The organism is Phormidesmis sp. 146-20, assembly GCF_052939475.1.
The window spans coordinates 1-21,506 of record NZ_JBJPHT010000076.1; the positions used below are offsets into that span (position 1 = coordinate 1).

Genomic DNA, 21,506 nt, shown 5'->3' on the forward strand with positions numbered 1-21,506 from the left:
TGGCATCACGAACTTGGTCAAGCAGTTTTTTAGGGGCGCGGTTCCATAAAGGAGTCCCGGAGAAGTTAGATAGTATTAACGTACTAAATATCACCGTGCCAACTACAAAGATTTCTTGAAGTTATCGAATTATTTCCTAGCCCGAAGATATTATGTTGAGGCAAGCGTAATTCTGCCTAACTTCCCAATTTCGGGGTGTTATACAGAATCTTGTCTGTCCTAATCTCAGATTTGAGGAGTTATCCGAAAGTTTTTCAGCCTAATCGCCCCCTTGGGAGGGTTAGCCAGACAATTTTCAGTCTAATCACCCGAATCAGGGAGGTTAAATCGATCAGATCAGTCTAAACACAAGTTATCCCGCCGCTCGCGGGGGTGCGCTAAGTGTTTCGTTTCTTTCGGCGATCGCATGTGTTTCATCGTTTCGCGTTCTGTTTGCACTAGTTCAAGTCTCGCGTTTGATGGGCTGCGTTGCGATCGTTGGGTGCGACGGCGCATTGAGTCATCTCATCAAGCGCGAAGAAGCAGGCTAACAAGCCAGTGGAGCGGTCGTTCCGGGTCTGCTCGTCTGCGTTTCGGTTCAATTGGTCGCCGCTCACTTGTGTCGTTATCCCGCCGCTCGCGGGGGTGCGCTAAGTGTTTCGTTTCTTTCGGCGATCGCATGTGTTTCATCGTTTCGCGTTCTGTTTGCACTAGTTCAAGTCTCGCGTTTGATGGGCTGCGTTGCGATCGTTGGGTGCGACGGCGCATTGAGTCATCTCATCAAGCGCGAAGAAGCAGGCTAACAAGCCAGTGGAGCGGTCGTTCCGGGTCTGCTCGTCTGCGTTTCGGTTCAATTGGTCGCCGCTCACTTGTGTCGTTGGGCAGCCTCTCGCCGTGAGCGCAAAGATGCAGGTTTCTCTCGTTCAACTCGTTGGTTCGAGAGTTTCGCGTTTGGTTTGCTAGGTTGTTAGTGGGTTCGTCGATCGTGTTATCGCCAACATTCTTCGTCGTATTGCGCGAAAGATTTCTGGTTCAGCGCGAAGAAGCTCCCCAACAAGTCATTGGAGCGGTCGAGTGGGGCGGGTTCGTCTAGCGTTTGGGTCATGTCGTGCGCCGCTCAATTTGGTCGTTAGCCTGCTGGGTTCCTGGAGTCCAAAACCGCCAACTGGTCTATGAGTAGTCAAGGTTGAATGAAGCATATTAATAGGGGTGCCTTAAGATAAGACAATATATGAGTACAACACAAAGTAAGGAGCTTTATGGGGTTAATCAAGCTGAGTGATGCGATCGAGAACCTCCGGGAAGAACTCAGACTCGCCCAGGAAAAAGGCAAAAATCAAAGTCTGCAATTTGACCTTCAATCAATTGAACTCGAATTGGAAGTAATTGCAGAAGGTGAATCGGGTGTTTCTGGAAAAATTAACTGGTATATCTTTGGCGGTGGTGTGGATTCTAAAGTCAAAGATGCTACTAAGCATAAGCTCAAACTCACATTGAAAGCTGTTGATGCAAGCGGTCAACCAATTCGAGTCTCCAGTTCTGAGCTAGATAGACCTGACTAGCTGCTTAAGAAGTTTTTTATAGCCCTCATTTAAATTTTATGAATGTACAACTATGGACGAGCGACGAGTTGCAGAATTACATAACCAGAAGCAAAAATCAGGTGGAACTGGCTATTTAATTACAGAAGATCTTATTCTGACAGCCCACCACATCATTGCTCCAATCAATGAAAATGGGGTTCTCCAAACGGATTATGATATCCGTTTTATTGGAGATTACGAACAGGGAAAAGTAAAGTGGATTGAGAAGGGATGTTATTTATGTTGGGATAGTAAAGAACTAGATCTTGCTCTTCTCAAGCTAGTAAAGGGGAAACCAGCTTTCTTATCATCCCAAGATTCTCCTGCTACTCGCTTTGGTAAATTACCTCTCGAAACTTTAATCGCAAAAGGAACTGGCTTTCCTGTTGTTCAGAAGATTGAAAACCGTAATAATCCTGAACCACTTAGAGGAAATTTGAGTCGGCTTGCCGCAATGAAAGAGGGGCAACTTCGACTGCAAGTTACATCCCCGATACCAAAGCAAGCCGATGAATGGAAAGGAATTAGCGGAACTGCCTTATTTGTTGATAATTTTCTAGTCGGTGTCATTGTTGAAACTAACAAGTCTTTTGCTGAGCAGGCTTTATGGGCGACACCCATTTCAGTCATAGCTGAAGATCCAAACTTTTGTGAGTTGGTACTTGGAGATCGAAACCTTTCGCTGCCGCTTGAGAGTATCGATGATATTAACAAAGTAAACTCCATTATTGTAAATCCCATCATTGATGAAACTCTTCCACCACCAATTGGAAGTTGGCAAAATCGCTCTCAAGAAAATAAAATCCTTCAGTGGCTATCAGATAAGCAAGTAAGGTTAGTTGGTGTGGTTGCAGCCGGGGGATACGGCAAATCTTCGCTGGTTGCTCATCTGTTTGAGCAAGTAAAAGGATTACAGGATAAACTTTGGGCTAATTTTCAGGAACCTTATAGTTTTAATACATTTGGACTATGGTTGCTGCGAAAAATAGCAAGAGACGAAATATATCAAAGCAATACAGATGAAGAACTAGCAACTGAACTAGTAAATCGACTAGCGAAGGGGCAATATTTGCTGGTTATGGATAATCTAGAAACCCTAGTAGGAACTTCATTGTGGCAGCCATACCAGAGTTTTTTTCAAAAGTGGTTGGCAAAAGGGCGAAATAGCACAATTTTAATTACCAGCCGGGAACGCATAGAATTACAGTTTGAACACAGATGTCATTGGCTAGAGCTTCCAGGCTTACCGATTGAGTCAGGCATTACACTTCTGGAGAGTTTAGGAATTCGGGGCGAAGAAACTCAACTCAAGAGGTTTGTTGAGACAGCCGAAGGGCATCCATTATTGCTCACTCTTACTGCTCAGTGGATTAAAAGTTTGGAGGCAGATGGGAAGAAGATTGAAATTCACACCTTGAATGAAAATCAAGTAACGCTATTTGAAAAGATTGTTGGTTCCCATCGCGGCGATCCTCAAGCGAGCGTAGGCAAAGTCTTATCAGAAAGTTTTCGTCACTTAAGTCAACCAATGCAAGCATTACTGATGAATCTTAGTGTTTATCGTCGCCCATTCAGCACCAAGATGGCAAAGGTAATGGCATCTCATGATATTAAAGAAAGTATGATAAAAAGTGAGTTTGTTCAACGCTCTCTTTTAATACAACAAAAAAGCGATGGAAAGTCTCTGTTTAAATTTCAGCCACTTATTCAGCGATATATAAAACTTCTTTTAGAGCAAGAAGGAGATATTATTGAAGCTCATGAACGAGCGATTGAATATTATGATAATGAATCTAAAAGAAGGAAGCATCTTAAAGAGGAAGAAGCTCTAGAATTATTTGAAATTCTTTATCATGGTTGTAAAGCTGGGCAGGCTGAACATGCGGCAAGAATGTTAAATAAGAATTTTGACTGGCTAAAGTCTCGCGGATATTTTGATGTTGTACGGGAGTATTACGAAATAATCATGGAGGATTTAGAGTCTCAACCTATTAGTGATCCATTACTACTTGCAGGATGTTGCTCCAATTTGAGTGCAGCCTATCTTGTACAAGGAAAATATCAGCAAGCGTTGGATGCGGCTGAAAAAGCATTAGAGCTTTCACAGGAAGGCGATTATGACTTAGGTAAAGCTTCTACTCTGGATAGAATCAGTGCGATTCACACTATGCAAGGAAAGCCTCGATTAGCAATTGGCTTCTCAAAACAAGCATTGGAAATTGCTAGACAATCTAGTGACTTACACTTTTTAAGTAATGTCCTTGGAAATTTAGCCCTTGCTTATGATCATTCAAAGCAGTATAGATTAGCAATTGAAGCTTATGAAGAAGCATTGAAAATTTGTAGGCAGACCAAAGATATTGAAGGTGAATCACGTCTCTTGAAAAGTTTAGGTAATATTTATTATCGTCCTGACAATCCTCAAAAAGATTTTACGAAGGCTGTTCATCAATATGAACAGGCATTAAGTATTGCTGAAAAATTTAGCCTTCGACATATCAAGGCTACTGCTTTATGTGATTTGGGAATCATTTACTTCAAGCAACGTGACTTTCTAAAAGCGTTGAATAACCTTCAAGCGGCACGAGATGTTTTTGAGCAAATTGGAGATCGCCGAAATGAAGCAATTTGTTTAAGATTCTTGGGAGCAGCAAAAGCTGTACATAATTGGAAAACCGGCAACTGGAATTGGAGTATCGAAAGTATCGAGGGGTTACTTGCAGCAAAGAAAATTGAACTTGAATTGGGAGTCCCTATCGATGTATGGAACCCTAATATAGATAAAATTTTCAAGGGCTTTTATAGCTTATTAGACTCCGAGCCGATTAGGAGATTATTAAATCGAAGCAAATAAAAAACCTAGATTTTGAATCAACTTTAAGATGATTAGAATTGTACTGATAAAGGCGCAGGCTAACAATTCAAATGCAGCGGACGGTCGAAAGCCGCTGGTGGTGAATTCAAGTTTGTCTGCCGCCGCTGACCTTTGCCGTTAGCCCCTAAGTTCTCTGTGGGAGCAACTAATGAATTATTTGTTGACGTTCGTAACAGAAGCAACCGTGGTGGAGGGAATCATCTATGCAGAAGTTAGTCACGATTTATCTAGACCGAGAAGGCTATCGGATACCAGGGAAGCGTTCACCGGAGCAAAGCCACGGTACTGTACAGGAACATTTAGAGGACTATCTTGCTGCTGGTTGGGAAATTAAATCAATCACAGGTGCAGGAGGTGGAGGTGCTGGTGATTCTGTCAATCCACATGGTTCTGGTTGGATTGCTGTCCTTCTAGAAAAACTTTAATTGTGCTTACTTGTAGGTTAAGAGAAAAAGTTTTGAATGATTTGGACAAAGTTACACTTGGTTGATTCAAGTCAATATTGGCGGGAGGAACTTGTCTAGTGTAGAAGTTTTGCGCCCCGATGAAGTCTTGTCCGTTTGCCCATTAGCAGAAGCAGGTTAATTTTTACTCCAGCAGGCTTTGTAACTGTTGGTTACATTGGGCTAACAACTCTATTAAAGTGGACTGAATAGAAATCTTGGTTGCATTGCAAAGGCTGCTGACAGTCGCTCAATAGGAACGTTAGCTTATCACTCATAATTGTGCGTATTGCTTTGACCTATGACTCAACAGCGATCGCTCAAGTCAAAATTAAGCCCAACTTAATGATTATGGATAGTCAAAATTTAGAAAATAAAATTAATCAAATCACGAATGATTACGCGAGCAAAAGAGAAAAGGTTGCTTTAACAATTGGAGTAATTCAGCAAGGGCATCATTATACAAAAGGATTGGGTCAAGTTAGTGATCACAGTTGTTCCCTTCCTAATGATCAAACAATTTATGAAATCGGCTCCGTCACCAAGGTTTTTACAGGGACAGTTCTCGCTGCATTGGTGCATGGGGGAACGGTTGCTTTAGACGATCTCATTCAGCTTTATCTTCCCGAAGAGGTCGTTAGCCAGTTGCCTACTTCTGTTCAATCCATTACATTGCGCCACTTAGCAACTCATACCTCTGGACTACCCAAACTACCCGACAGTTTCCTGACCAATATAAAAGATCCAACCAATCCTTATCTCGGCTACGCAGCGTCGGAGATGTATGCAGCATTGGTCGGTTTGACGCTGCTCAGTGAACCCGGTCAACGCTATGAATACTCCAACTTTGGCATGGGCTTATTAGGACATTTATTGAGTCTAAAAACATCTCAACCTTACGAGGATTTGGTGAAAGGAATTATTTGTCAACCGCTTGGCATGACTAATACGACAATTCATCTCACACCAGAACAGCAGTCACGCTTTACATCAGGTCATTCCCCCGATGGAACGCTAACCTCAAACTGGGGTTTTGATGTGATGGCTCCTGCGGGAGCATTTCGCTCAACCGCTGAAGATTTGGTGATGTTCTTGCAAGCTCATCTTTGTGAGTCCGATCCTCAAAGAGCAGCTATTTTAGCGCGATCGCAAGAACGCTACTTTGAAATGGGTAATACTCTTAGTATCGGTTTGGCTTGGCATATTTTGACTCTACCCAATGGGCAAGTGGTACATTGGCATAATGGTGGTACAGGCGGTTACGTTAGCTTCATTGGTTTTGACAGAGCAAAGCAAACCGGAATCGTGATTCTCTCAAACTATGGGGATGCCTTTGCAAATGATAGTTCCGTCGATGAAATGGCAATTAGAATATTAATAGAACTATCTTTGCAGTAGCGCCAGCTAACAACACCAATACACACTGATCGCGAGGTGCCCCGTTTGCAGTTGAGGTTGTCTGCGTCGGGTGATTGGGAATGTTAGGCTGCTTCGATGGTTACTTGTGACAGGTTATTTGGAGATTGGGTTTTACAAACTCAACTTATGGAAGATAGGCGATCGCACTTTTCCATTAATTAAGAAAAGCCATAACGCAATTACGCATATCATCAAATGGATTAACGATGTTCCCCATAAGAGTTATTTGAATGTCCAGATCCGCATACATTCCTGAATAAAAAGAGACTCCAGGGTCACCACCGAACATATGATAAGACAACACATCTTCTTGCTTCGCTATCCATATGCCATATCCGTAGTAAAAATTTGCTTCACTGCTACTTTGCTCTCCGGTTGGAATGTGCGGAGTTAGCATTTGCTTGAGTATCGCTTCAGATAAAAGTTGATGGGTCATCAACACCTGCCAAAATTTCTCCATATCTCCAACCGTTGTGAAGGCTCCACCATCTGAGCCACCGATAACAGGCAGAGCATAGATATTAGTTCGCCATTCTTGATCAGACTTTTGGATATAACCATAGGCAGTGCAGGGTGGCAGACAATCCATTGAGAAAAAACCGCTATCTGTCATATTGCAAATAGCAAATATATTAGCTTCGACGTACTCCTGGAAACTCAATTTGCTAACCTGTTCAATAATTAACCCTAATAGGATGTATCCCGCATTGTTGTAAGAGAATCTTTCTCCTGGGGCAAATACCATCGCCTGATCTTGAAACATTGGCAAAAAGTCTTTCAAAGTACAAACACTGTACATCGGTCGCTCTTTCCACAGATCCTCATAGTCGTCCATCACTGCCTCATCAAAGTAGTCTGGAATACCTGAGCTATGGGTTAGCAAATGATGAACTGAAATCGCTGGGTCGAAGGTGGGAAAGGGAATATTCAAACAATCTTTGAGAAGGGTATCAAATGTGAGTAGATTTTTCTCGACCAGTTGGCATATCGCGGCACTGGTAAATGTTTTGGTGCCAGAGGCTGTGGCAAACCGGGTATTAAGGGTGTTGGGTATCGCTTCAGCGCGATTTGCGAAGCCATAACTTTTAGAAAAAACAATTTTGCTTTTCTCTTTGACCCAAATTACACCAGAGAACGGTGATTTTTCATGCTGTTTGGCGATCGCGCGCTCAAGTTCTACGATGTGAATTACCATAAGGACGAGCCTCATCGGTAGAGTTTTTTCTCTATTGATTGTAGTTCAATACATGTTAATCTGCCTATTATTGCCCCAACTCTAGCGGACTTCTGCTGATTAAGCACTCAAATATGATCTGGCAAGAAAAGCTCTAGAACTAAAGAACCACAACATTCTCATTCTGTTCTTGCTGCTTGCCCTGTATTTCAACAGTAAATCTCAAACGGGTTCTATATTTAGATTTGTTTTTCGTACAGGCCGTTACCCGTACTATCTTTCTGTCTACACCAAGAACAAGTTATCTGTGATTGTAGTTTTGAGTGACTGGTGCAAACTTGCTTTCCACTCTGGTGAAATTTCCGCCCAAATTGCCTGAAGCACCTTAGCACTGATAAAAGCAGTCCCAATCGGTGGAAATAGGAGAAGAATTGGAGTAATGACTGCTGCGGTAAAAGCTTGGTGACCAACTTGCTCGATCGCATCTTGCAAAGTCAGTTCATTCCGCAACACTTGGATAGCGACTGGAATAGCAGTGCTGCCAACCGTGAATCCCAATGATGCAAAAGCCTTACTTTTCGTAACTCGTTGAAGAATCTTAATCGCAACTCCTCTGATAAAGCCATCTTTCAGGCTTTCAGTTGCGATCTTGGCAATTTTATAGGCTTCTTCCTGAGCGAGTGCTTGCTCACCTCGACAATAGGCACCCACAACTTTAATAGACTGTAATAAAACTTCTATTTCAGTTTGGACGACTGCGCCTTCGACTCCAGAAAGTACAATCTCACCTGTTGTTGCAGATGCATAAATCAAGCTGGCAGCAAAGTAGGGATTTTCAGCAACCCATTCTGCAAATCCTCGACTGACTGGAATGCTCTCAACTCCATCAACCCGAAGTCGATCGGTTGTCCCTACGATTCCTGCATTTTCAGTATTCGTCAGAATTTCTCCAGCGTAGTGTCCAAGGTTAGCGTGTTGCTGAACATAGCTTCTAGATCCAGCCTTTGCTTGAATTTCAGCAACGACCTTTCCTGTCAGTTCAATATAAAGATCAGGGCTAAACTTTGTACTCCCATCAGCAGGAATTTGATAAGCACGAGCAGCAGATTGCCTCAGTGCAGCATTGATATTAAACCCGATCGCTTGAAGATGCTCAAATGCAAAACCGAATGCTTGAGGGTTTCGACTGATATCACCTGCTTTGGTCACTAACCCTGCACCTTGGCTCAACATTGTTTGGGCACCATCTCGTGCAGATTGAGCAGCGATTGAAACATTTTGAGTCAATGACGGAATCAGACTGTTGAGAACCACATCTATTAGTTTTTGCTTAAACATCTACGGATGGAGTGTTGGGTTGCTCTTTCTACCGTAGACGCAAAATATAGAATCCCTATGGGTAAAAACCGACACCTTCGAGGTACGGTCACCATTGCCAATAGGTCGTCAGGGAGAGAGTTGCTTTGGGTTACTTCGGGTCAGGCGATCGGCAATAGTTTTACGATCGCTTCTCAATTCCTTCAAATGGCTCGGTGCCAAGCGGACTGGGAACCCAACCGTTAATCGTTTTGCGCTGCACTAACAATGGTTTTGAATGCACGATCGGTAACCTCAAAACTTCTCGATGCAGAATGCGATCGACTTCGGCATAGATTTTCGATCGGGCGGTTTGATCGGCAGTGGCTCTGCCTTGATCGAGGAGTTGTTGAAGTTTGTCGTTTTTCCAGTTGCCCAGATCTTTTGTGCTGCCTGCGCCAAACAGCGGATAGTAGAAGGTGTCTGGGTCGCCGTAGTCGCCCGTCCAGCCCAGCATAAAGGACTGAAATCCGGGGGGCTTGAGGCGATCGGCAAGATAAGCAGTCCAATCTTTGGTCTTGAGCGAGACGCGAATGCCCACAGCGCTGAGATCTGCGGAAAAAGCTTCGGCGATCGGTTTGGGAGTCGGAAAGTAGGGACGCGAAACGGGCATATACCAAAGCTCTAAGTCAAAACCGTTGGGAAAGCCCGCCTGAGTCAACAATTCCTTGGCTTTTTGGGGACTAAACTCGTAAGGCTTGAGGTCAGGTGCCTGTGCCCAGGACAGCGTAGACGGAATGAAATTGGGACTATTTTCGGCAAGGTCGCCCCAAAACGCTTTGACGATCGCCTGTTGGTTAATCGCATGAGCGATCGCCTGCCGAACTCGCACATCAGACAAAGGTTTATAGCTGGGATTTAACGCCAAATATCCCACATTAAACGAAGGGCGCGACGTGGCGGTGATGTTGGAATCGCGATCGACTTCTGCCTTTTGATCGGGTGCCAGATCGACGGTGAAATCAAGCTGTCCGGCGCGTAGCTGGGCCAATCGGGCGGCCGGATCGGTGACAAATCGCATTACCAATTGATTGCTTTTGGGCAGATCTGGCTTCCAGTAATTGGGATTTTTTTCGAGAACAATGCGATCGCCCGATCGCCATTCCTTAAACACAAAGGCTCCGGTGCCCACTGCTCCACCCGCAGGCGTTCCATAATTTGCAGCCGCTTTCTTGATTGCAGTTGGGCTAGCAATGCCAAAAAACCCAGAGGCGATCGCGCTCGGAAAGGCCGCAAACGGTTGCTTTAACCCAAACTGAATCGTGGATTTGTCGGGCACCGTAATAGATTGCAGCAAAGATGCCGACTCGCCTTTTGAGCCACCAAAGGTTTGATCCCAAATCTCATAGGTTTTGCCTGCATTGCGATAGCCAAATGGATCGTTTTTGTCCCACCAGCGATCGACGTTAAATTTAACCGCACTTGCATCAAACTCAGTGCCATCATGAAACTTAACGCCCGATCGCAGCTTGAATGTCCAGGTTTTACCATCCGCTGAAACTGTCCAGGAGGTCGCTAAACTGGGTTCCAGATCGGTGCTTCCCGGTTTAAAGCCGATCAAACGGTTATAAATTTGATTTTGCACCACCACCGAATTGCCGTCTGTAATGTTGCCTGATTCTAAATTGACAGGCTGCCCCACCGAACCATAAACCAACACGCCAGCTTGAGAAGGGGAGCTAGTTCCAGCGGTCGTCGAACTATTTTGATTAGACGCATTGCTGCAATTAGAGAGCGTAAACGCGATCGCAAACAACGCCGCCAAAAATCCAATTCTCCAAGTATTTCGTTTTTGTGCAAAAATTCGTTTTACAGAGTGTTGCTTCTCCATGGCCTCTCGTCCTTCAAAACTCATGAAAATAGTATGTCGGTAAACGTTGACTTTGAGTGGCGGACTCTGTAAGTAGCTTGAAGAGATCATCCGTTATTCCACAAAACGATCGCCCGTTTCTACAATGAAACAGATGCTTTGATCTTTGCTAGTTTGAGCATTTTTCACCCCATTTTGCAGCGCTATGAAAAAGATTTTGTTTATTTTGGGGGTGTTAACGGATGCTGATGTAGATTGGCTGCTTTATGTCGGCCGTCGAGAAGAATTAGCAGCGGGAACCGTCCTGATTCAAGAAGGGAAGTCAGTAGACGCGGTGTATATTGTTTTAACCGGATCACTCACGGTGTCGATCGAAGCCCTTGCGGGTAAAAAAATCGCCCATCTCACCAGTGGCGAAGTGGTTGGCGAAATCTCATTTGTCGATACTCGGCCGCCGTCGGCCACTGTCACCGCGACTGAGGAAACGCTGGTCTTATCGGTGCCCCGTCAGCGATTGATGAATAAATTAACAGACGATACGGGGTTTGCTTCCCGATTTTATCGAGCGATCGCCTTGTCGCTGTCCGATCGCCTCCGCAATACGGTGGGTTTGTTAGGCTATGGCAAAGAGCTTCCCACTGAGGTGGTAGAGAGTCTCGTCAATGATCTCAGCCCCTCCGTTGTCGAACATCTCCCCCTCGCCCGCAGCCGATTTGAATTTCTCCTCAGACGCTTGCGAGGCTACTAGTGAATGTAGTATAGTTGTAGTATACGTAATGTAACGTCGATTCGATGAAATTTTTCGCGACGTTGCTTGGTGCTTCTGACCCCCAACTTCCCATCCTGGGAGACTTTCAGAGAAGAATTACGGTTCAAAGTCCTTGATTGATAGGGAATTTAGGAGGCACCCTGAATCTGCAACCACAGCGAAGGCATTCATCAAATTTACGCTAATGTATTGTGCATGACTGGTGTGCATGACTGGAACCGGATGAAGTAACTGATCAATACTTTCATCCCTCCTCCCTCCTCCCTCCTCCCTACTTCTCATGACTCAACCTGACTTTTTCAACTTCGGCAATGACCAAAACAAGCTCAAAGGGCAAGGGCTACTTGCGTCGGGTTGGCGGCCGTTGTATCGCGAGTTTGACTGGAGCCACATCACGCAGCTACTCGCCAACGACACGTCAGAATTGAATCGTCGGATCATGGGAATTGTCAGCAACGCCGCCGATACGCTGGGACGCACCAACTATGCCTGGTGGGCCAATCTGACGAGCTTATTCTCTCAAAACAATCGCTATGATCTAGACGAATTTTGGAACTACATTACGCCCGATCCGCCTGCGCCTGATTACCGCTACTCCGATGCGCTGACGGTTGAAATGCCCGTGCGTCAGGTTGTGAGCCGCAATAGTATCCCGATCGACTTCGTTCTCAATCGTCTTCAAGAAACCACCATTCGCCAAATTCTCGAATTTCTGGGTCGTCCCGATCTGGTGACGCAATATTATCTCGATCGCTACTTTTATCTTCCGCCCGATCGGTTTGTCAGTTGGGAGCGGCTAGATGTGATTACCAGTGCCTATTCTTACTGGGCAGCACATGAAGTTTGGTTGCAGATTGACTATCTCGATCGGGGTCGTCGCTTCTACACGCTAATGGCTAAGGATTTAACCCCTCTAATCAGCAAAGCCACCTACGGATTAGCCGTCATGTTGAGTGGGTATCAAAGCCGTGTCGGAAAAATTCACGCTCAGTATCCGATTCGCAGCTTTCCGGCAGAAGTGCAGAGCTTTACGGATGCCGTTCAGCAGGCGGTGATTGAGCAGGGACGCTTGGCCGTTGTGGTGCATGGCGATCCAGGAACGGGAAAAACTGCGTGGACGCAGGCGATCGCCAAAGAAGTTCTCGTGCCATTAGGCTATGTGATTTTCATTCTCGATCACGATGCGGTAGAAAATTTTGTGCCCCCGTCTTATCTCGAACGGATCTGTCTGATTATCAATGAAGCGGATAATCTGGCGCACGATCGTTCTACCGAAATCGCCCAAAGCAGCAGCAAAACCGAACACATTCTGAGTTTATTAGATGGCACGTTATATCAAAGTGTGATTAGTGTCGGCTCCAATCTGCATTCTGAACTAGAACAGAAGTTAGTCGTTTTGATGACCTGCAATACTACTGAACGTCTCGATTCCGCAGTCTTACGCAAAGGTCGAGTCGATCTGATTTGCGAGTTTATTCACCGCTTTGTCTAAGAAATCTAGTCGAACCGATGCTAGAAGGATTGTTCTACCAGTAATTAATGAGGGCACAATTGGGATGTAATTTATTTGTGAACATAGATGCGGGTTAATCAATTAATTTGAATCAAAATGTGAGACAAGTAATTTTGTACAGAGACGCAGATGGAATTTGGATTGTAGAATGTCCAAGCTTGAAAGGATGTATCAGCCAGGGAAAAAGAAGAAGCGCTATTCAATATTAGAGAAGCGATCGTAGGTTATATTGCTGCCTTAGAGGATGGTTTGTCCATACCAGAAGACAAGTTTAAAGCGTTCGACGATACAGCTTCAATTATTAGTGGAGACACGATCGCAAATTCATCTATTAATATTTCAATGTTCAAACTGTAGTTGTTAGTGGAACGCTAGTTTTGAGTTTTCGAGAAATTGAGGTCGATCGCTTGGTGACGATCGTACCTTTCTTGACATGTTAGATTGATGGCATGGAGGACTAAAGGATATCTGGCGAATTATGAGCTTTAGCGCCGTGGTGGAAGCAATCAAAGTCCTCTCATTTGAAGAAAAACAAGAGATTCAAACTCTCTTAGCTCAATATCTGAGAGAAGAGCGACGGGAAGAATTACACCAAAACTACCAGACGACCATAGTCGAACAGAATGGTGAATTGAAGTTTTCCTCAAACATTAATGAATTAAAGCAACTGATAGAAGATTAGAGATGCAAGTCAGTTTTAGCCGTGACATTCATTTTGCTTACCCCAATTGCATCACGGGTTGATTGATCCGAGGTTTGCCAAATCGCTCCCAGGCGTTGCCGCCGCGCAAAAATAGCTCCATCCAGCGCACTTCTTGACCGTCCACCGTCCAACCAGAACTGCCCGGAGAGAAGGCCAGCGTTCCTTCGGGGACTCGAAAACTGCCGTCTGAATAAATCGCATCGCTGACCACATCCCCAATCCGAATCACCACTTTTGCCTCTGGTGCAAGCTTGACCGTGTGAGAGGGAATCGTCGTTTTGATATTGCCATAGCCATCGATCCAGGCGACCCGATCGCTCGGTGCATCTGCAATCTGATCCAAATTCAACAACTCGCCCAATAAGCTGAAATCATTGTTTGCGATCGCCGCCGCCGCCGGGGGAAAGACATCTCGCGATCGAAACTGCGAACCGCCCCGCGACACATTAATCATCTGCAACTGTTTGGCGTAGGGCTTGATAAACGAAAGCGTATAGCCTGCATTCACGCCGACCACCTTCACGCCATTGGGCAGCAACGCATAAGTCAAGCCTTCTCCTTCGTTGTTTTGGCGAGCTTCCAGGTCATCTTTGCGAGGCGCACAATTGTGGTAGACCAAGCGATCGGCGGGCCCTGGATTCAACCCCAACTGCGCGATCCAAAATCCGGTAGCCAAAGTGCTAAACGGCGGCACTGAGAGAAGCTGAATTTGTGCGTTGGGAATGCCCATCAACAGGCGCTGAGTCACTTCAGAAAAAGCCGGATCGCCCGTCCCGTAGTCTGCAATCAGAGAGATAAACATGTGCTGCTCCAAAACCTCAGGCCCAATATACTCGGACTTTTATCGAAAGGAAGTCTGCCCTGAATGGTAGAATTCGCTACGCGATGAGAGGATTTAGCAATGCAGCGAGAAAAAGTTTTGTGGTTGGTGAAAGGGGTGAGTGGATTGTTGGCGATCGGCGCTGGTTTGAGTGTGTTTGGTGAGGCGCTGATTCATAAAATCAACGGTGACGGCTGGTTTTGGATTGGCACCTTAAGTTTAGTGTTAGTGAATTTTGGGCTTTGTCTGATGTTTGACAGCCACAATCATCAACTTAGATTGGCAAATTCAAAAGATCAAATTACCTCAGATTCTTGAATCTTCAGCTTTTTGAAAAAACTGTTTGAGAATGGCTTGTGGCGATCGATCCCATTGATCCAGGTGACTGTAAATCAACCCTTCTGGCGTGAGTCTGTAGGTTGAAGTGCCGTTAAAAAAGACGTGTCCTTTCCAGGGAACTCTCAACGTTCCGCGCACCGTCCACTCTGCCAAAATCGTCAATTCATCAATTTGAGAAACCTTGTGCAGGTCAAAGAAAAGCTGTGTAAAAAACAGCCGACCGTGGAATCGCAGCGTCCAGAAAATGATTCGGTAATTAAACTTTCCCTTAAAGGTATTTACCGGATCTTTGAAGAAGATATCTTGAGTGTAAATGTCGTACCGAATGTCTTTCTCAAACAAGGTTGGCAAGTCTTGTTCAAGTGTTTGAATAATTTGATTCATTCCTCATCCCTCATCCCTCATCCTTCATCCCTTATCCCTCATCCCTCATCCCTTCTTTAATCCCATTCCCCACTGTCAACATTTAACCCCATCCAGGCAAGACATTTTTGCATTTCCTGGTGCATTGTTTTTGCGTCAGCCTGATATCGTCGCCCGTGACCGGGAAGCACCCATTCAAACGAGTAATGAGAGAGAGCTTGCATCGATCGCTTCAACTCATCCCAAGAGTACCAACAGGCTTCTCGAAAGCCAATCAATTGCTTTAGTCGATCAGACCACGCAAGATGATCTCCGGTAAACAGAAATCGATTTTGATACAGTAAAACAGTGTGACCTTTCGTATGTCCTGGAACGGGAATAATCAACAGTTCTGAATCTAATTGAAAGGGATCAGATCCGGTCAGTTTGATTTCTACGCTTTCAGTACTGCGATTAATTTCATCAGCGTGGAGAAGACGATCGCACCCAAAATGATCGTGAAACTTTTGGTGATCAGCCACATCATCTCGATGGGTCAAATACAGATAACGAATACCGCCCATTTCTTCAATTTGCTTTACCAATGGGGGAGAAAAACGCGGTGAATCTATTAGGATATTGCCGTCCGATCGCTGGATCAAGTAACTCGCAGCCCCAAAAGAATTCTCAGCATGATAGCCGCAGTGAAAAACATTTTCAGCAATCAAAATCGGAAAACTTTGCTGGGCGAATTTGATATCTTTGGGTTTTTCAACGGTACCGATCGAAGCCGTCGGACAGGACAATAACGCCTGCATTGCACGAAGCCGTTCGGTCTCGTTTTGGGGCTGATGATAAACGGCAGACATGCTCGACTCGCGGCTAAAAATTTCGGGAGCCATCCAGCGGCAAGTGTCACAGTCGATGCAGGTGCGATCGACGTAAAAATCACCGTCTACATTTTCGGGTCGGCGTTGGGTGAGGTGAGCCATTGGGGGAAGTGGGGGGTGAGGAGTGAGAGGAAAGAAGGGAGGAGGGAGGAGGGAGGAAGGAGGAAACTGATCTAGATCATAGTCATAACGAGTATGGTTTGTGGAAAAGTTTCTGTTGAGAGTTGTGAATTTGGGAGAATGGGAGCAGGAAATTTTCGTCAGGTGTGGATGATGTTTGCAGGGCGGATGGCAGTTTTGGCGACGATGCATCACAAGGAATGGGCGATCGCTCCCATTCTAGAACCGGGGTTGGGGATACAAATCGTCGTGCCGCAAACGTTTGATACTGATGTGTTTGGGACGTTTACTCGTGAGGTGAAACGGGTGGGCGATCAGCGAGAAGCGGCTAGACAAAAAGCGATCGCGGCAATGGAATTGATGAAAATGGACTTGGCAATCGCCAGCGAAGGCAGTTTTGCGCCTCATCCTGCGGTGCCGATTTTGCCCTGCGATCGAGAATTGGTGATGCTGATTGATCGCGCCAATGATTTAGAAATTGTGGGGGAAGCGATTTCGATGGAGACAAATTTTAGTCAACGATCGGTGACCTGTTTCGACGAAGCCAAAGAATTTGCACTCAAAATTGGCTTTCCTGAACATGGACTGATTGCTAAAGTGAATGCTAATTCGACTCAAATGATCAAGGGAATTACAACGCTGGAGAAGTTAGAGGAAGCGATCGCTAAATTCTCAACGTTAACCACGAACACAATTCATCTTGAAACGGATATGAGAGCGATGTACAATCCAACTCGAATGAAAGTGATCACACAAGCTACACAAGATTTATTACAGAAGATTAATCATGCTTGCACACGCTGTTTGACTCCTGGGTTTGAATTAATAGAACACAAATCAGGATTACCCTGTGACTGGTGCGGATCGCCTACAAATCAAACGTTGTCTCATCTTTATCGTTGTCAGAAATGTGGTTTTCAAGAAGAAATTCTGTTTCCTCAAGGGGTGCGATCGGCTGACCCTGCCCAATGTCCCTTTTGCAATCCTTAAATTTGGGACAGTTTGGTGAGAAATCCCAAAATGCGCTTTGAGTTGGGCGTTAACAAAGTACGACGGTAGGCATCGGCTGCTTTTTTGATCGCTTCTGCCTGCGTAGGATAAGGATGAATCACGCCAGACAAAGTATTTAAACCGCGCTTACCGACGATCGCCAGTGTCACCTCACTGATCAAATCACCCGCATGACGAGCCACGATCGTAGCTCCCAAAATTTGATCGGAGCCTTTTTTGTGCAGAATTTTGACAAAGCCATCGGTTTCGCCGTCTGCGATCGCGCGATCGACCTTCTCAAACGGAATTTTAATCGTGTCAAACTCTAATCCTTTAGCGCGGATCTCTTGCTCATACATGCCTACATGCGCGACTTCTGGATCGGTGTAAGTTGCCCAAGGCATGACCAGACTACTTAATTTAGAACGCCCCAAACCAAAGGGTGAAAAGAGCGTGTTTTTGATTACAATTCGGGCGGCTGCGTCGGCGGCGTGAGTAAACTTCCAATTCATGCAGATGTCTCCCGCAGCGTAGATTTTGGGATTCGTCGTCTGTAGATAATCGTTGACTTTCACGCCTTGTTTGTCGTACTCAACGCCGATCTCTTCCAGATTTAATTTTTCGACATTGGGCGATCGCCCGACTCCAATTAGAATTTCATCGACGGTGACGCTATCATTTCCACTCGCGTTCCTAAAGTGAATCACTTTGCCTTCGGAGGTTTTCTCAACTCGTTCCACGGTGCATTGTAAAAACAGCTTTACGCCTTCTTCAATGAATGTTCGTTGAATGATCTCGGCTGCGTCATCATCTTCGCGATCGAGAATGTGATCATTCTTATGTAACAAAACCACTTCACAGCCGAGTCGTTGGAATGTTTGGGCAAACTCACAGCCGATCGCACCGCCGCCAATAATTCCCAACCGTCGAGGCCGCTCTGTGAGCGAAAAAACTGTTTCATTGGTCAGGTATCCCGCCTCTGCAAGCCCCGGAATGTCTGGTTGGGACGCTCTTGCCCCGGTTGCAATCACTGCCTTTTTGAAGCGAAGCGATTTGTCTGCAACGGCGATCGTTTGACCATCCACAAACTGCGCCTCACCCAAAAACACATCGACCCCCAATTTTTGAAATCGTTGGGCAGAATCAACGTCACTAATCCCGGCTCGAATCCGTCTAACCCGCTCCATCACAGCCGCAAAATCAACCTCAACATCTGATGAATGAATGCCAAACGGGTGAGAATTTCGCATCTCAGCGGCAATTCTAGAAGAGCGAATCATCGTTTTGGACGGCACACAGCCCACATTCAAACAATCACCGCCCATCAAATGCTTTTCAACGATCGCCACCTTCAGCCCTAATCCTAATCCGGCGGCTCCAGCAGCGACGACTAATCCGGCAGTTCCCGCACCGATGACAACCAGATCGTAGCGATCGACGGGTTCAGGATTGATCCAATCATTGGGGTGAACCTGCGAAATCAAAAGCTGATTATGCACATCCATTGGGGCGATTGTCACTGGATTAACCATCGGATTCTCCTGATGAAACACTGTCGTTGAGGGCTTTTTGGGCGATTCGGGTAATGTAAACTGTTACGGCGATCGTGGCAATCAACCCGACGATTCTAAAGATCCATTGTGCCGTTTGAGCTGTCTGATTGGGGGTGCCCAGGGTGGCTAAATTTGCAGCTAAAGACCCGATGTAAACATATAAAACAGTCGCGGGAATCATGCCGATCGACCCCAGCACGAAATCCTTAAGTGAAACCTGTGTCACCCCTAATGCATAATTGAGCAAAACAAACGGAAAGATCGGAGATAGGCGAGTTAACAACACAATTTTGAAGCCGGATTGCGCCACGGATTGGTCGATCGCTCTAAATTTAGAATTGTCTGCAATCTTGTGAGAAACCCAGCCCCGCGCTAGATATCGTCCGATCAAAAACGCCGCTGTTCCTCCTAGAGTGGCCCCAATGAATACATAAATTGATCCGAATACAACACCAAAGACAACGCCTGCGCCTAAAGTGAGAATCGTTCCGGGAATGAATAGAACAGTTGCTAGAATGTACAGCCCGATGAATACAACTGCACCCACAGCGCCCAAACTTTGAATCCAGGTTAATGATTCTTGCAGCCCCTCTTGAATATTCAACGCAGCAATCACTGAAACAAAGTCTAGAGTAAACATTAAAAATATGCCGTTCTAACTTGGCTGGATTTACATTAGCTTGAATGATTCTTCAGCCGCAATTCACCCTTCAAAAAATTATTCTTAACAGTAGACTTTTCTCATGATCCCTTCTACGAGCGGCGCAACCCTCATCTTTACTCAGCGAATTCATCATCATGGCGCAGTGCAACACCGACTTTCTCTAACGGCTGAAGAACGATCGCGATCGCGCCACCTATTTCAAACTGACGCAGGTCAAGCGGTGTATCTCAATCTGCCCAGAGGCACGACGTTGAGAAATGGCGATCGTCTGCAATCTGAGTCCGGTGAGATCGCTGAAATTTGTGCCAAACCTGAACCAGTGATCACGGTAGCGGCAAGCAATCCGATCGATCTGCTACAAGCGGCTTATCATTTGGGCAATCGACATGTGGCGATCGAGATTACCGAAACCTATTTGCGACTTTCTCCAGACTCGGTTTTACAGGATCTACTTCATCATCGCGGGCTGCAAGTCGTTGAGGAAATCGCCCCCTTTCAGCCAGAAACAGGTGCTTACGGGTCACACAGCCATCACTAATTTAACGTGAATTCGATGAGAGTTTTTTCGCTTCGTTGTTCACGGCTTCTGCCCCCCAACCCCCCAATTTTGGGGGACTTTAAGAGAGGAGTTCTGGTTCAAAGTCCCTCACTCGTGGGGGATTTAGGGGGCGTTCCTGGATCTAAAAGCGAAGCGAAGCGTTCATCGAACTGACGTTAATTTATTTGAGGCGCTTTTCGGCAGCTTTCATCAAGTTTTGGGCCTCGGCGTAGACGGTAGTTCCCTGCTTTACCTTTTGAAGTTCGTCAACGATTTCTTGGAGAGAACGGGCCGCACGACCGCGATCGAGTCCATTCGGATCGTTCATCGTAATCGCAAGTAAAGTCTGCCTCAGCCGCTGGGCTTCTTGAAACGCCTGTACAGACTCTCTCTCCGCCTGCATCTGAATTTCAACCGCGCTGAGAGATTGTTTGTAGGCAACCAGTTGCTTTTGGGCTTCTCTAAAATCGGGATCGTCTACGGTGATTTTTTCGAGGCGATCGATGGCTTCTTCCCACAATCCTTTCGTTTCCTGCAACTCGGTCAAATTTTTGGGTGATTTCCCTTGACTGGCGGCCTGAGCGAATTCTTTTGCGGCTTGCATCCAGTTGCCTGTGCGCGTGTTGTCTGCGGTGAATCCGACAACTTGCTGAAAATCACGATCGACCGCCTGAATCGTTTCCTGTGACATCCGACCTGCCAAAGTTTGCGTAGGAATTTTTTTGAGCGCATCGATCGCCGTTTGCCATTGAGCGATCGCTTTCTGACGACCCAAATTATCTTTTGCCTGACTGTAAGCCTGTTTCGCTTCGTCAAGAGCCTGCTCTTTTTCTTCGAGTTGCGTACGGGCGTTGCCTTCTTGAAACAATTTCGCCTCCATGCGAGCCACATTCTCTCTGGCAGACCGAAACTCATCCAGCGTAAACCGCCAACGGCACTGCACAAAACTGCAATATTGACGCGGATAATAGCCGACAAACCAGACGGGTAACGCCTCCAAATGCTGTTGTGCTTCCTTTACTTTGGTGCTGCCCAACTCAAAATCTTCGGGAGCGGTCGCCTGATTGATCAATTGGTCAGCCTGCTCAACGGCGTTGATCGCGCCTCGATAGTGGCTGTCCATACTCATAAAGCTGGGAATTAAGAGAATGGGCATCGATCGCGCCACAGACCACCGCAGCGCCGGGATCGGGAGATTGGCCACATAAATTCCGCCAGCCATCAGCAGCAGGGCAACTGACGACAGCTTAATCGCGCCCCACGGAATTGAGAAGGACTTTGACGAAGGTTTTGCTGACGGTTTTGTAGTTTTAGGTGAACCATTGGCTTTGGCGGCCGCTTTCAGAACTTTTTCGGGGAAATCGGGTAAAAGGTCTACGATCGCCCCTCGAATTTCGTCACAACTGAGCGGCGATCCTTCCTGCGTCCGAAATCTTTCGAGCCGTCTCAGGGTTAATTCTCGCTGGACTTGTAGAGCCGAATCGCTAAAAGAGTTCTGAATTTCGACTTGCAAAAGGCTAAAGGCTCGATCGTTCAGACGCGGCATAGGTTCAGATGTTAAAAGAACGTCGGTTCGATGAGAGTGACTCGCTTCGTTTCAATCGGCTTCAGCCCCCTAAATCCCCC

General features: G+C 45.9%; 19 protein-coding genes. 10 read left to right on the forward strand and 9 right to left on the reverse strand.

The genetic code is table 11. The annotated features are described in order from the left end of the window. The first annotated feature begins 1,238 nt into the window (after positions 1-1,238). The 4 genes from ACKFKH_RS31435 (at position 1,239) to ACKFKH_RS31450 (ending at position 6,278) form a co-directional block, all read left to right on the forward strand. Complete coding sequence (locus ACKFKH_RS31435; RefSeq protein ID WP_446862323.1) at positions 1,239-1,541, forward strand: trypco2 family protein; 303 nt, start codon at positions 1,239-1,241, stop codon at positions 1,539-1,541. Between the two features lie 52 nt (positions 1,542-1,593). Beyond that, entirely contained in the window at positions 1,594-4,416 is a 2,823-nt protein-coding gene (locus ACKFKH_RS31440) for a tetratricopeptide repeat protein (RefSeq protein ID WP_446862324.1), read from the forward strand. Between the two features lie 224 nt (positions 4,417-4,640). Further along, positions 4,641-4,862 (forward strand): hypothetical protein, encoded by a 222-nt coding sequence (locus tag ACKFKH_RS31445; protein ID WP_446862325.1) that lies wholly within the window; start codon positions 4,641-4,643, stop codon positions 4,860-4,862. A 300-nt stretch (positions 4,863-5,162) separates the two neighbouring features. After that, positions 5,163-6,278 carry a serine hydrolase domain-containing protein gene (locus tag ACKFKH_RS31450; protein WP_446862326.1) on the forward strand — a complete coding sequence of 372 codons (1,116 nt, stop codon included), beginning with the start codon at positions 5,163-5,165 and terminating at the stop codon, positions 6,276-6,278. 175 nt (positions 6,279-6,453) lie between these two features. Here ACKFKH_RS31450 and ACKFKH_RS31455 read toward each other — a convergent pair whose 3' ends face one another. The 3 genes from ACKFKH_RS31455 to ACKFKH_RS31465 all read right to left on the reverse strand — a co-directional run bounded on the left by ACKFKH_RS31455 (position 6,454) and on the right by ACKFKH_RS31465 (position 10,660). Beyond that, entirely contained in the window at positions 6,454-7,494 is a 1,041-nt protein-coding gene (locus ACKFKH_RS31455) for a serine hydrolase domain-containing protein (protein WP_446862327.1), read from the reverse strand. A 264-nt stretch (positions 7,495-7,758) separates the two neighbouring features. Next, the gene (locus ACKFKH_RS31460; protein ID WP_446862328.1) at positions 7,759-8,811 is read right to left on the reverse strand and encodes a hypothetical protein; all 1,053 of its coding nucleotides are present in this window, start codon (positions 8,809-8,811) and stop codon (positions 7,759-7,761) included. 160 nt (positions 8,812-8,971) lie between these two features. Next, on the reverse strand, positions 8,972-10,660 hold the full coding sequence (locus ACKFKH_RS31465) for an ABC transporter substrate-binding protein (protein WP_446862329.1): 1,689 nt from the start codon (positions 10,658-10,660) through the stop codon (positions 8,972-8,974). A 184-nt stretch (positions 10,661-10,844) separates the two neighbouring features. Between ACKFKH_RS31465 and ACKFKH_RS31470 the strand changes: the two genes are divergently transcribed. The 3 genes from ACKFKH_RS31470 to ACKFKH_RS31480 all read left to right on the forward strand — a co-directional run bounded on the left by ACKFKH_RS31470 (position 10,845) and on the right by ACKFKH_RS31480 (position 13,603). Continuing rightward, positions 10,845-11,387, forward strand: a complete 543-nt coding sequence (locus ACKFKH_RS31470) for a cyclic nucleotide-binding domain-containing protein (protein ID WP_446862330.1) — start codon at positions 10,845-10,847, stop codon at positions 11,385-11,387. A gap of 301 nt (positions 11,388-11,688) precedes the next feature. Then, positions 11,689-12,900: an AAA family ATPase gene (locus tag ACKFKH_RS31475; RefSeq protein ID WP_446862331.1), complete on the forward strand. Its 1,212-nt coding sequence runs from the start codon at positions 11,689-11,691 to the stop codon at positions 12,898-12,900. 499 nt (positions 12,901-13,399) lie between these two features. Next, positions 13,400-13,603, forward strand: a complete 204-nt coding sequence (locus ACKFKH_RS31480; protein WP_446862332.1) for a hypothetical protein — start codon at positions 13,400-13,402, stop codon at positions 13,601-13,603. Between the two features lie 37 nt (positions 13,604-13,640). Here the strand turns inward: ACKFKH_RS31480 and ACKFKH_RS31485 are convergent, their stop codons facing one another. After that, positions 13,641-14,426, reverse strand: a complete 786-nt coding sequence (locus ACKFKH_RS31485; RefSeq protein WP_446862333.1) for an SAM hydrolase/SAM-dependent halogenase family protein — start codon at positions 14,424-14,426, stop codon at positions 13,641-13,643. Between the two features lie 99 nt (positions 14,427-14,525). On the opposite strand from ACKFKH_RS31485, the gene ACKFKH_RS31490 reads away from it, so the two are divergent. Further along, positions 14,526-14,762, forward strand: coding sequence for a hypothetical protein (locus ACKFKH_RS31490; protein WP_446862334.1), 237 nt, complete (start codon positions 14,526-14,528; stop codon positions 14,760-14,762). Here ACKFKH_RS31490 and ACKFKH_RS31495 read toward each other — a convergent pair. Then, positions 14,751-15,167 carry a DUF2358 domain-containing protein gene (locus ACKFKH_RS31495; RefSeq protein WP_446862335.1) on the reverse strand — a complete coding sequence of 139 codons (417 nt, stop codon included), beginning with the start codon at positions 15,165-15,167 and terminating at the stop codon, positions 14,751-14,753. The two genes, ACKFKH_RS31490 and ACKFKH_RS31495, sit on opposite strands and share 12 nt — an antisense overlap. Before the next feature lie 56 nt (positions 15,168-15,223). Then, the gene (locus ACKFKH_RS31500; protein ID WP_446862336.1) at positions 15,224-16,117 is read right to left on the reverse strand and encodes an MBL fold metallo-hydrolase; all 894 of its coding nucleotides are present in this window, start codon (positions 16,115-16,117) and stop codon (positions 15,224-15,226) included. Between the two features lie 138 nt (positions 16,118-16,255). On the opposite strand from ACKFKH_RS31500, the gene ACKFKH_RS31505 reads away from it, so the two are divergent. After that, positions 16,256-17,125, forward strand: coding sequence for a DUF6671 family protein (locus ACKFKH_RS31505; RefSeq protein ID WP_446862337.1), 870 nt, complete (start codon positions 16,256-16,258; stop codon positions 17,123-17,125). Here the strand turns inward: ACKFKH_RS31505 and ACKFKH_RS31510 are convergent. Both ACKFKH_RS31510 and ACKFKH_RS31515 read right to left on the reverse strand, forming a co-directional pair. Further along, entirely contained in the window at positions 17,122-18,657 is a 1,536-nt protein-coding gene (locus tag ACKFKH_RS31510; protein ID WP_446862338.1) for a mercuric reductase, read from the reverse strand. The two genes, ACKFKH_RS31505 and ACKFKH_RS31510, sit on opposite strands and share 4 nt — an antisense overlap. After that, the gene (locus tag ACKFKH_RS31515) at positions 18,650-19,318 is read right to left on the reverse strand and encodes a TVP38/TMEM64 family protein (protein WP_446862339.1); all 669 of its coding nucleotides are present in this window, start codon (positions 19,316-19,318) and stop codon (positions 18,650-18,652) included. The genes ACKFKH_RS31510 and ACKFKH_RS31515 overlap by 8 nt, the downstream gene beginning before the upstream one ends. Positions 19,319-19,421: 103 nt before the next feature. On the opposite strand from ACKFKH_RS31515, the gene ureE reads away from it, so the two are divergent. After that, entirely contained in the window at positions 19,422-19,880 is a 459-nt protein-coding gene (ureE, locus tag ACKFKH_RS31520) for an urease accessory protein UreE (protein WP_446862340.1), read from the forward strand. Positions 19,881-20,061: 181 nt separating this feature from the next. Here the strand turns inward: ureE and ACKFKH_RS31525 are convergent, their stop codons facing one another. Beyond that, entirely contained in the window at positions 20,062-21,426 is a 1,365-nt protein-coding gene (locus ACKFKH_RS31525; protein ID WP_446862341.1) for a hypothetical protein, read from the reverse strand. Positions 21,427-21,506 lie beyond the last annotated feature (80 nt).

What these genes read in the sequence shown, in the direction of transcription:
- ACKFKH_RS31510 (WP_446862338.1), bottom strand. Translation starts at nt 18,657, where the DNA reads ATGGTTAATCCAGTGACAATCGCCCCAATGGATGTGCATAATCAGCTT.
- ACKFKH_RS31515 (WP_446862339.1), bottom strand. Translation starts at nt 19,318, where the DNA reads ATGTTTACTCTAGACTTTGTTTCAGTGATTGCTGCGTTGAATATTCAA.
- ACKFKH_RS31435 (WP_446862323.1), top strand. Translation starts at nt 1,239, where the DNA reads ATGGGGTTAATCAAGCTGAGTGATGCGATCGAGAACCTCCGGGAAGAA.
- ACKFKH_RS31440 (WP_446862324.1), top strand. Translation starts at nt 1,594, where the DNA reads ATGGACGAGCGACGAGTTGCAGAATTACATAACCAGAAGCAAAAATCA.
- ACKFKH_RS31495 (WP_446862335.1), bottom strand. Translation starts at nt 15,167, where the DNA reads ATGAATCAAATTATTCAAACACTTGAACAAGACTTGCCAACCTTGTTT.
- ACKFKH_RS31525 (WP_446862341.1), bottom strand. Translation starts at nt 21,426, where the DNA reads ATGCCGCGTCTGAACGATCGAGCCTTTAGCCTTTTGCAAGTCGAAATT.
- ACKFKH_RS31505 (WP_446862337.1), top strand. Translation starts at nt 16,256, where the DNA reads ATGGGAGCAGGAAATTTTCGTCAGGTGTGGATGATGTTTGCAGGGCGG.
- ACKFKH_RS31485 (WP_446862333.1), bottom strand. Translation starts at nt 14,426, where the DNA reads ATGTTTATCTCTCTGATTGCAGACTACGGGACGGGCGATCCGGCTTTT.
- ACKFKH_RS31445 (WP_446862325.1), top strand. Translation starts at nt 4,641, where the DNA reads ATGCAGAAGTTAGTCACGATTTATCTAGACCGAGAAGGCTATCGGATA.
- ACKFKH_RS31460 (WP_446862328.1), bottom strand. Translation starts at nt 8,811, where the DNA reads ATGTTTAAGCAAAAACTAATAGATGTGGTTCTCAACAGTCTGATTCCG.
- ACKFKH_RS31475 (WP_446862331.1), top strand. Translation starts at nt 11,689, where the DNA reads ATGACTCAACCTGACTTTTTCAACTTCGGCAATGACCAAAACAAGCTC.
- ACKFKH_RS31465 (WP_446862329.1), bottom strand. Translation starts at nt 10,660, where the DNA reads ATGGAGAAGCAACACTCTGTAAAACGAATTTTTGCACAAAAACGAAAT.
- ACKFKH_RS31455 (WP_446862327.1), bottom strand. Translation starts at nt 7,494, where the DNA reads ATGGTAATTCACATCGTAGAACTTGAGCGCGCGATCGCCAAACAGCAT.
- ACKFKH_RS31470 (WP_446862330.1), top strand. Translation starts at nt 10,845, where the DNA reads ATGAAAAAGATTTTGTTTATTTTGGGGGTGTTAACGGATGCTGATGTA.
- ACKFKH_RS31500 (WP_446862336.1), bottom strand. Translation starts at nt 16,117, where the DNA reads ATGGCTCACCTCACCCAACGCCGACCCGAAAATGTAGACGGTGATTTT.
- ACKFKH_RS31490 (WP_446862334.1), top strand. Translation starts at nt 14,526, where the DNA reads ATGCAGCGAGAAAAAGTTTTGTGGTTGGTGAAAGGGGTGAGTGGATTG.
- ACKFKH_RS31480 (WP_446862332.1), top strand. Translation starts at nt 13,400, where the DNA reads ATGAGCTTTAGCGCCGTGGTGGAAGCAATCAAAGTCCTCTCATTTGAA.
- ureE (WP_446862340.1), top strand. Translation starts at nt 19,422, where the DNA reads ATGATCCCTTCTACGAGCGGCGCAACCCTCATCTTTACTCAGCGAATT.